Below are 7,371 nucleotides of genomic sequence, written 5' to 3'. Positions count from 1 at the left end.
GGCGGGCAGCACCGACAGGAACAGCGCCAGCCGCACCGGCTGTGCCAGGTCGTCGTACGCCTGCCGGACCCGCTGCCCCCAGAAACGGGACGCGGCGGGCGGCAGGCGGCGCACGTACAGGCCGGGAGGGGCGAGCTCGACCCCGCCGTGGGCGCGGACGGTGCGGATCAGCTCCAGGTTCTCGAACAGCACGTCGCCGTCGTAGCCGCCCATCCGCTCGAAGAAGGAGCGGCGCACGCCGAACGTGCCCGGGTAGTCCGCGCCCACGGCCCGGTTGAGCAGGGTGCGGGCGGTGTCCCAGCGGGCGTGCCAGGGCAGCGGGGAGAAGTAGTTCTGGGGGCGTACCAGGTCGGCGTGGCCGAGCAGGCGGCGGACGGCGGCGAGCCCTTCGGCGTCGTAGCGTACGTCGTCGTCGGCGATCACCACGTGCTCGGCACCGGCCAGCCGCATGCCCGTCAGCACCCCGGCGACCTTGCCATTGGCGCAGGTCAGGCCGGGGTCGGGCGGCACGTGGACGGCGAGCCCGCGCCAGCGGCGGGCGTGCCGGGCGAACAGGGCGGGCGGGCTGCCGTCCACGACGACGATCGCGGCGTGCAGGGACAGGCGGCGCAGGTACGCGGTCAGCTCGTCAAGGCCGGCGTCGTCGTCCCAGCGCAGCGGCAGGACGTAGGCGAGCTCCGGCGGGCGAGGGAAAGGCGTCGGACGGCGGAGAGGCATCGGACGACGGGAGGGCATCGGGCGGCTCCGGGCAGGCGGCGGATGGTCGTGTGCGTACGGCACCGGACCGCCCCGGGGGGGTCGGCGATGCTCCTGCCGTCTGGCGATACGGCCTGCCCGGGCACGAACCGCCCAAACGGCTATGATCTTCGCCATGACCGCCCTGCGCCCGCTCACGGACGCCGACGCCGCCGTGATCGCCTCCTGGATCGACAGCGACGACGCGCTCGTCCTGTGGTCCGGGAAAGCCTGCTTCACCTGGCCGTTCGACGGCGGGCAACTGCTCGATTTCCGCGCCGCCGACCCCGCCCGCCGGCTCCTCGTCGCGCCGGGGCCGGACGGCCGGCCGCTCGGCCACGTCATGCTCCGCCCCGACGGCACGCCCCGTTCGCTCCGCCTCGGCCTGGTCCTCGTCGCCCCCGGGTCCAGGGGGCGCGGCCACGGCGAGGCCCTGGTCCGCGCCGCACTCGACGCCGCCTTCGCCGGGCCGGACGTCGAGCGGGTCACCCTGGGCGTCTACGCGCACAACCACGGCGCCAGGCGGCTCTACGAGCGGCTCGGCTTCCGCGAGGAGGAGGTCCACGCCGGCTCCGTCCAGGTGGGGGAGACGTGGTGGACGTCCGTCACCATGGCCCTGTCCCGGCCGGCCTGGCTCAGCGGGTGAGCACCTCGAGGTCGCCGGAGTCGCTGGAGACCTTGATCGAGCGCGGCGCCGACGCGTCGTTGGCGGCGGTGATCCGCTTGTCACCGGAGTCGGTCCTGGCCTCCACCCGGTACGGCCCCGCGGGCACGCGCACCACCGTGTGGCCGGAGTCGGTCTCGGTCGTCACCGCGTCCGGCTGCCCGGCGAACTCGAGCGTCACGTCCCCCGAGTCGGACGTCGCCGTGACCCGGCCGCCCGCCAGGCCGTCGGCCTGGATCGTCCCCGAGTCGGAGCGCACCCGCACCTCGCCGGACAGCCCCGTCAGCGTCAGGTCCCCCGAGTCGGAGCCGACCTCCACCCGCACGCCCTTCGGCACCTCCACGCGGTAGCTCACCTCGCACTCGACGCCGACCGCGCCCAACCCGAACGTGTCGGGGCAGTCGTAGGCAAGATCCAGCGTGCCGCTCCGCACCTCGTGACGGGTCTCCGGCTTGTTCTTGCGCCAGTGAAGCCGCTCGGTCACCCGCACGGTGCTCCGGTCCGAGCCCAACAGCTCCACGGTGCCCGAGTCGACCTCGACCCGCAGTCCCGTCACCTCGCCGGGCACCTCGTAGGAGGACCTGGCCTGGGACGCGGGGCCCGCGATCCCGCATCCGGCCGCCGTCGCGGTCAGCCCCAGCACGCCTGCGATCAAGGTCGTCCTCTTCATGGTCATGTCGCTCGATTCTGGCTCGACGGACCGTACGTCAACGACTCTAGGGACGGGCCGTCGAGCCCGGCATTGCCGCCGTCCCCCGATGGATGGTAGGGAAAGCCCTACCACGGGCGCGGCTGGGCGCGCAGCCGGCGCAGCATGCGGGCGTCCTGGAAGCCGACCGCGCGGGCGGCCGCCTCGACCGTGGCGCCCTGGCCGATCAGGTGCTCGGCCCGCTCGCGCCGCAGGAGCTGCTGGTAGGCCAGCGGCGTCAGGCCGGTCGCCCGCGTGAACAGCCGGGTGACCGTGCGCGGGCTGCATCCTGCGGCGGCGGCGAGGTCGGACAGGGGGAGCGGCTCGGTGAAGCGGGCGTCGATGAGGTCCTGGACGCGGTGCACGGCGTCGCTGAGGTGGGCGCGGTGCCTGAGCATGGCGCTGGCCTGCCGCTCGTCGCCGTTGCGGCGGGCGTAGACGACCATCTCGCGGGCCACCCGGGCGGCCGCGCCGGGGCCGTGGCGGGTGGCGACGAGGTGCAGGGCCAGGTCGATGCCGCTGGCGATGCCCGCCGAGGTGATGACCCTGCCGTCCTCGACGTAGAGGACGTCGCGCACGACCGTCGCCTTCGGGTAGCGGGCGGCCAGCTCGTCCTGCAGCTCGTGGTGGGTGGTGCAGCGCCGCCCGTCGAGCAGCCCGGCGCGGCCCAGCGCGTCGGCCCCCGCGCACACGCTGGCCACCGTGCCCCCGGCCGCGTGGTGGGCGCGCAGCGCGTCCAGCGCGGCCGGGCCGAGCTCGCCCCATCCGGCCGGCGTGGGGCTCGCCCGCCAGCCCGGCACGACGAGCAGGTCGCCGGCGGCCGGCTCGGGCCAGGTCGTCCCCGCCGTCAGCGTGAGCCCCTGCGCGGTGGGGACGGACGCGCGCTCGGCGACGTAACCCAGGGTGTAGCCGAGGCCGAGGTCGCCGGCCGTGGAGAAGACCTGGGCGGGGCCGGCGAGGTCGAGCAGGTGCAGCCCGGGCACGAGGACGAAGGCGACGCGGGTCACGATCCGGTCAGCCTACCGGGCTCGGCGCCCCGGTCAGCTCGGCGACCGTCCTGATCGTGGCGAAGCGGCCGGCGAGCGCGTACTCGGTGCGTTCGACGATCGCCTCCACGCCGAGCGTGCGGGGGTCGGCGAGGATCTCCTCCACCGACGCCCCGGACGGCGCGTCGCGGTGCGGGATCGGCGTCGTCGCGGTCGCGTCCGTGACGAAGGAGACGCCGAAGCCGAGGTCGTTGCCGATCCTGGCGGTCGTCTCGCAGCACTGCTCGGTGCGGATGCCGCACACGACCAGCTCGCCGACGCCGTGCCGGGTGAGGATCTGCTGCAGGTTGGTGGTGGTGAAGCAGTTGTGCGAGGTCTTGGTGATCCGTTCCTCGCCGGGCAGCGGGGTCAGGCCGTCCATCAGCCGGACGTACCCGAGCGCCGGGTCGAAGGCGTCGCCGGTGCCGGGCTCGCTGTGCAGCACCCAGACGACCAGGTCGCCCTCGGCGCGGGCCACGTCCACCAGCCGGGAGACCGGCCGGGTGATCCCCGGGTTGTACGCGGCCCGCCACAGGGGCCGCCGCAGGAAGGACTGTTGCACGTCGATGACGAGAAGCGCTCTGTTCACGCACCCAGTCTCGGCCGCGCCGCCGCCCCGCCGTAAGGCAGGATCGGGCCGCGATGCGGACGGATCCGGTCACGGCATCGGGGCTGTGCGAGGATCACGGACGACCAGGAAGGAACTCCTTGCCATGCCGACACCCTGGGCCACGCACCTCGACGGCCGCCTGGCGACCGCCGAGGACCTCGCCCCGCTCGCCTTCGCCGGCGACGCCCACTTCACCGCCATGCAGGTCCGCGGCGGCCGCGTACGCGGTCTCGACCTGCACCTGGCCCGGCTGCGCCGGGCCTCCGCCGAGCTGTTCGGCCGCGACCTGGACGACGAGCGCGTGCTCTCCTGCCTGCGGGCGGCCGTCGCGGCCGGCCCGCCCGATCTGTCGCTGCGCGCCACCGTGTACGCCGCCGAGCAGGGCTCCGGGCTGCGGATCCTGGTCCGCACCGGGCCGCCCGCGACCCCGCCGGAGGGCCCGCTGGCGCTGGCGGTGGCCGAGCACGAACGGTTTCTCCCCGCCGTCAAACAGACCGGCGAGACGGCGAAGGCGTACTTCCAGCGCCGCGCCGTGGCGGACGGCTACGACGACGCCGCCTTCGTCGACCGCCGGGGCCGCCTCAGCGAGGCCACCATCTGGAACCTCGCGTTCTGGGACGGCTCCGCCGTGGTGTGGCCGGTGGCCGGCCGGCTGGAGGGCGTGACGATGGCGATCCTGCGCCGCCGGCTCGCCGCGAGCGGCGTCCCGCAGGCCGACCGCGAGGTCACCGTCGCCGATCTGCCCGGACTGTCCGGGGCCGTGGTCATGAACTCCTGGACGCCCGGCATCCCCGTACGCCGCGTCGGCGATGCGGACCTGCCCGAGGCCGGGGCGTTCGTGAAACTGCTGCACCAGGCATATCTGGACGAGCCGCCCGCCGGACTGGAAAAATCTTGCTCCCCCCGATGAGTTCTTCTGTCAGTGCGGGTCCATAGAGTGCGAGCGTTTCTCACAGGAGGCAATGATGCGAGACTTCAAGACCCACACCCTTGACGTGCCCGGCGCGGTCCTGCACTACGAGGTGCGCGAAGCCGTCGAGGAGTCGGGCAAGCCCGTGCTGCTGCTGGTCGGCTCGCCCATGGGGGCCGCGGGGTTCGCCGCGCTGGCCGAGCGGCTGCCGGAGCGCACGATCGTCACCTACGACCCGCGCGGCGTCGGCGAGAGCCGCAAGACCGGCGAGCCCGGCGAGAAGTCCACCCCCGAGCAGCACGCGGACGACCTGCACCGGATCATCGACGAGCTCGGCGGCGGGCCCGTCGACCTCTTCGGCAGCAGCGGCGGCGCGGTCAACGCGCTGGAGCTGGTGTCCCGGCACCCTGAGCAGGTGCGCACGCTCGTCGCGCACGAGCCGCCCGCCGCCCAGGTCCTGCCCGACCGCGAGCAGGCGCTGGCCGCCATCAAGGGCATCGGCAGGACCTACGAGCGGGACGGGTTCGGCCCGGCGATGGCGCAGTTCATCACGATCGTCGGGCTGAAGGGCGAGATCCCGGCCGACTTCGCCGACCAGCCCGCGCCCGACCCGGCCATGTTCGGGCTGCCGGCCGAGGACGACGGCAGCCGCGACGACGCACTGCTCGGGCAGAACCTCATCAGCTGCACCCACCACGAGCACGACTTCGCGGCGCTGCGGGCCGCCTCGACCCGCATCGTGATCGCCGTCGGCGCCGAGTCGGAGGGGGAGATGGCCTGCCGCGGGGGCCTGGGGGTCGCCCAGCGCATCGGCGTCGAGCCCGTCACCTTCCCCAGCAACCACGGCGGCTTCCTCGACGACACCTTCGGGATGCCGGGCGACCCCGACGGCTTCGCGCTGAAGCTGCGCGAGGTGCTGGAGGGCTAGGAGCTCGCTGTCCGGGGCCGGAGGACCACTCCGGCCCCGAGCGTGATAACGGGTGGGCCGGGACGCCCGGGTTCTCTAGGGTTGGGCGTGGTTCGACCATGTCCCCCCCTCCTAAGGAGACGTTCGCGTGAAGAACAAGCTTCTCGCCCCGCGAACCGGCCTCATCGCCGCCTTCGCCATGGCCGCCACCCTGGTCACGGCCTCCCCGTCCGGCGCCACGACGGTGAGCACCACCACGACCAGTGCCACCACGGCGAGCACCGCCACGACGGCCGCGGCCCGCCCGCGCAACGGCGCCATCCTCTTCGACCGCATCAGCGGCGGCCGGGGCGTACTCAAGATCAAGAACGGTCTGCGGACCGACGGCGTCGTCATCCTGGTCCGAGGCAAGACCAAGGCCATCAGCATCTACGTCCGCGCCAAGTCGACGGCGAGCATCAAGGACGTGCGCGACGGCACCTACCGGCTCTACTTCACCACCGGCTACGCCTACAGCAAGTCCCGGCACCGCTTCACCCGCGCCGCCACCTACCAGCGCTTCAACGACCGGCTGCGCTACTACACGACCGCCACGGCCTCCCGGATCTACACGCTGACCCTGCACCCGGTGCGGGGCGGCAACGCGGGCACCCAGCACGTGAACCCGAAGGACTTCCCGGCCTGATAGTAGATTTCCCCCATGTTGCCCCATGAGCGGGAGATCACCGAGCCCGTGGACCTCTGCCTGCCCGATGGCCGCCTCAATCCGGCGGCCGTCGGCTGGACCCGACGCCCCCTGCACCGGGCCGAGCTGCGCGGGTGGGGCCGTCGCAAGCGCTGGGAATACTGGGGGATCGTGACGCCGGCCCACATCATCGGGCTGGTGGCGTCGTCGCTCGACTACGCCGGCGTCCACGGCGTCTACGTGCTCGACCGCGCCTCCCGCGCGGAGGTGAGCCACGACGCCGTGGTGCCGCTGGCCCGCGGCGCGCGGTTCCCGCAGGTCAGCGGGGCGGGCCCGGTCCGGGTCGTGGGCGGCGGCGTCCGCGTCGAGATCGACCAGGAGCCGGGCGGCACCCGGCTGCGGGCGTACGCGCCCGATCTGGCTCTGGATGTGGAGATCCCGCTGCCCGAGGGCCACGAGTCGCTGGGCGTCGTGGTCCCGTGGGGGCCGCGGCGCTTCCAGTACACCGTCAAGGACGTCGGCCGGCCGGTGCGCGGCCGGCTCGTGCTGGGCGGCATCGAGCACGAGGTGGGCGAGGACGCGTTCGCGGTGCTCGACCACGGGCGCGGCAAGTGGCCGTACTCCGTGGTCTGGAACTGGGCGGCGGGCCACGCCCCCGGATTGTCGGTGCAGCTCGGCGGCAAGTGGACCGACGGCACCGGGTCGACCGAGAACGCGCTGTTCGTCGACGGCCGGCTGCACAAGATCGGCGCGGAGCTGGAGTGGGTCTACGACCGCTCCGACTGGCTCAAGCCGTGGCGCATCGCCGGCGACGGCGTCGAGGTCGAGTTCATCCCGTTCCACGAGAAGATCTCGCGTACGGAGCTGGGCGTCGTCGGCTCCGAGACGCACCAGTGCTTCGGCCACTTCGGCGGCCGGATCAGGGCCGGCGACGGCTCCTGGATGACGCTCGACGGGCTCACCGGCTGGGCCGAGGAGGCACGCAACCGCTGGTGACCCGCGCCCCCGCGCGGCAGCGGCGGGCGCGGGCCGTATGCTCGCGCCAGGGAGCGGCCGCCCGGCCGCGTCCGGGTCCGATGGAAGTCCGCGGGACGCACCGGTCGAGGGCGGGCCCGCGGGAAGTCTGCGGGAAGAAGGAGCGCCGTGA

The 7,371-nt window shown here is 73.8% G+C and carries 9 protein-coding genes; 5 read left to right on the top strand and 4 right to left on the bottom strand.

Annotated features, from left to right (window positions below):
• Positions 1-717, bottom strand: a 717-nt coding sequence (locus tag AC27IY_RS13030) for a glycosyltransferase family 2 protein (protein WP_487178123.1), incomplete at its 3' end; no start/stop codon positions are given.
• 154 nt (positions 718-871) lie between these two features.
• Here AC27IY_RS13030 and AC27IY_RS13025 point away from each other — a divergent pair.
• Positions 872-1,381: a GNAT family N-acetyltransferase gene (locus AC27IY_RS13025; protein ID WP_487178122.1), complete on the top strand. Its 510-nt coding sequence runs from the start codon at positions 872-874 to the stop codon at positions 1,379-1,381.
• On the opposite strand, the gene AC27IY_RS13020 is transcribed toward AC27IY_RS13025, so the two are convergent.
• The 3 genes from AC27IY_RS13020 to AC27IY_RS13010 all read right to left on the bottom strand — a co-directional run bounded on the left by AC27IY_RS13020 (position 1,371) and on the right by AC27IY_RS13010 (position 3,701).
• Positions 1,371-2,075, bottom strand: a complete 705-nt coding sequence (locus tag AC27IY_RS13020) for a DUF4097 family beta strand repeat-containing protein (protein WP_364462306.1) — start codon at positions 2,073-2,075, stop codon at positions 1,371-1,373. The two genes, AC27IY_RS13025 and AC27IY_RS13020, sit on opposite strands and share 11 nt — an antisense overlap.
• Before the next feature lie 101 nt (positions 2,076-2,176).
• Positions 2,177-3,094, bottom strand: coding sequence for a GlxA family transcriptional regulator (locus AC27IY_RS13015; RefSeq protein ID WP_487178121.1), 918 nt, complete (start codon positions 3,092-3,094; stop codon positions 2,177-2,179).
• 7 nt (positions 3,095-3,101) lie between these two features.
• Positions 3,102-3,701, bottom strand: a complete 600-nt coding sequence (locus AC27IY_RS13010; RefSeq protein ID WP_487178120.1) for a cysteine hydrolase family protein — start codon at positions 3,699-3,701, stop codon at positions 3,102-3,104.
• 124 nt (positions 3,702-3,825) lie between these two features.
• Here AC27IY_RS13010 and AC27IY_RS13005 point away from each other — a divergent pair, with 124 nt between their 5' ends.
• From AC27IY_RS13005 to AC27IY_RS12990, 4 genes are all read left to right on the top strand, one after another.
• Positions 3,826-4,632 carry an aminotransferase class IV family protein gene (locus AC27IY_RS13005; RefSeq protein WP_487178119.1) on the top strand — a complete coding sequence of 269 codons (807 nt, stop codon included), beginning with the start codon at positions 3,826-3,828 and terminating at the stop codon, positions 4,630-4,632.
• Positions 4,633-4,687: 55 nt separating this feature from the next.
• A complete protein-coding gene (locus tag AC27IY_RS13000) occupies positions 4,688-5,560 on the top strand; it encodes an alpha/beta fold hydrolase (protein WP_487178117.1) in 873 nt (290 codons plus the stop codon).
• A 127-nt stretch (positions 5,561-5,687) separates the two neighbouring features.
• A complete protein-coding gene (locus tag AC27IY_RS12995) occupies positions 5,688-6,224 on the top strand; it encodes a hypothetical protein (protein WP_423448237.1) in 537 nt (178 codons plus the stop codon).
• A 15-nt stretch (positions 6,225-6,239) separates the two neighbouring features.
• Positions 6,240-7,220: a DUF2804 domain-containing protein gene (locus tag AC27IY_RS12990; protein ID WP_487178115.1), complete on the top strand. Its 981-nt coding sequence runs from the start codon at positions 6,240-6,242 to the stop codon at positions 7,218-7,220.
• The last annotated feature ends 151 nt before the right edge of the window (positions 7,221-7,371 follow it).

Source organism: Nonomuraea sp. B208, from assembly GCF_057536035.1.
This window is presented reverse-complemented; position numbering and strand designations above follow the sequence as displayed.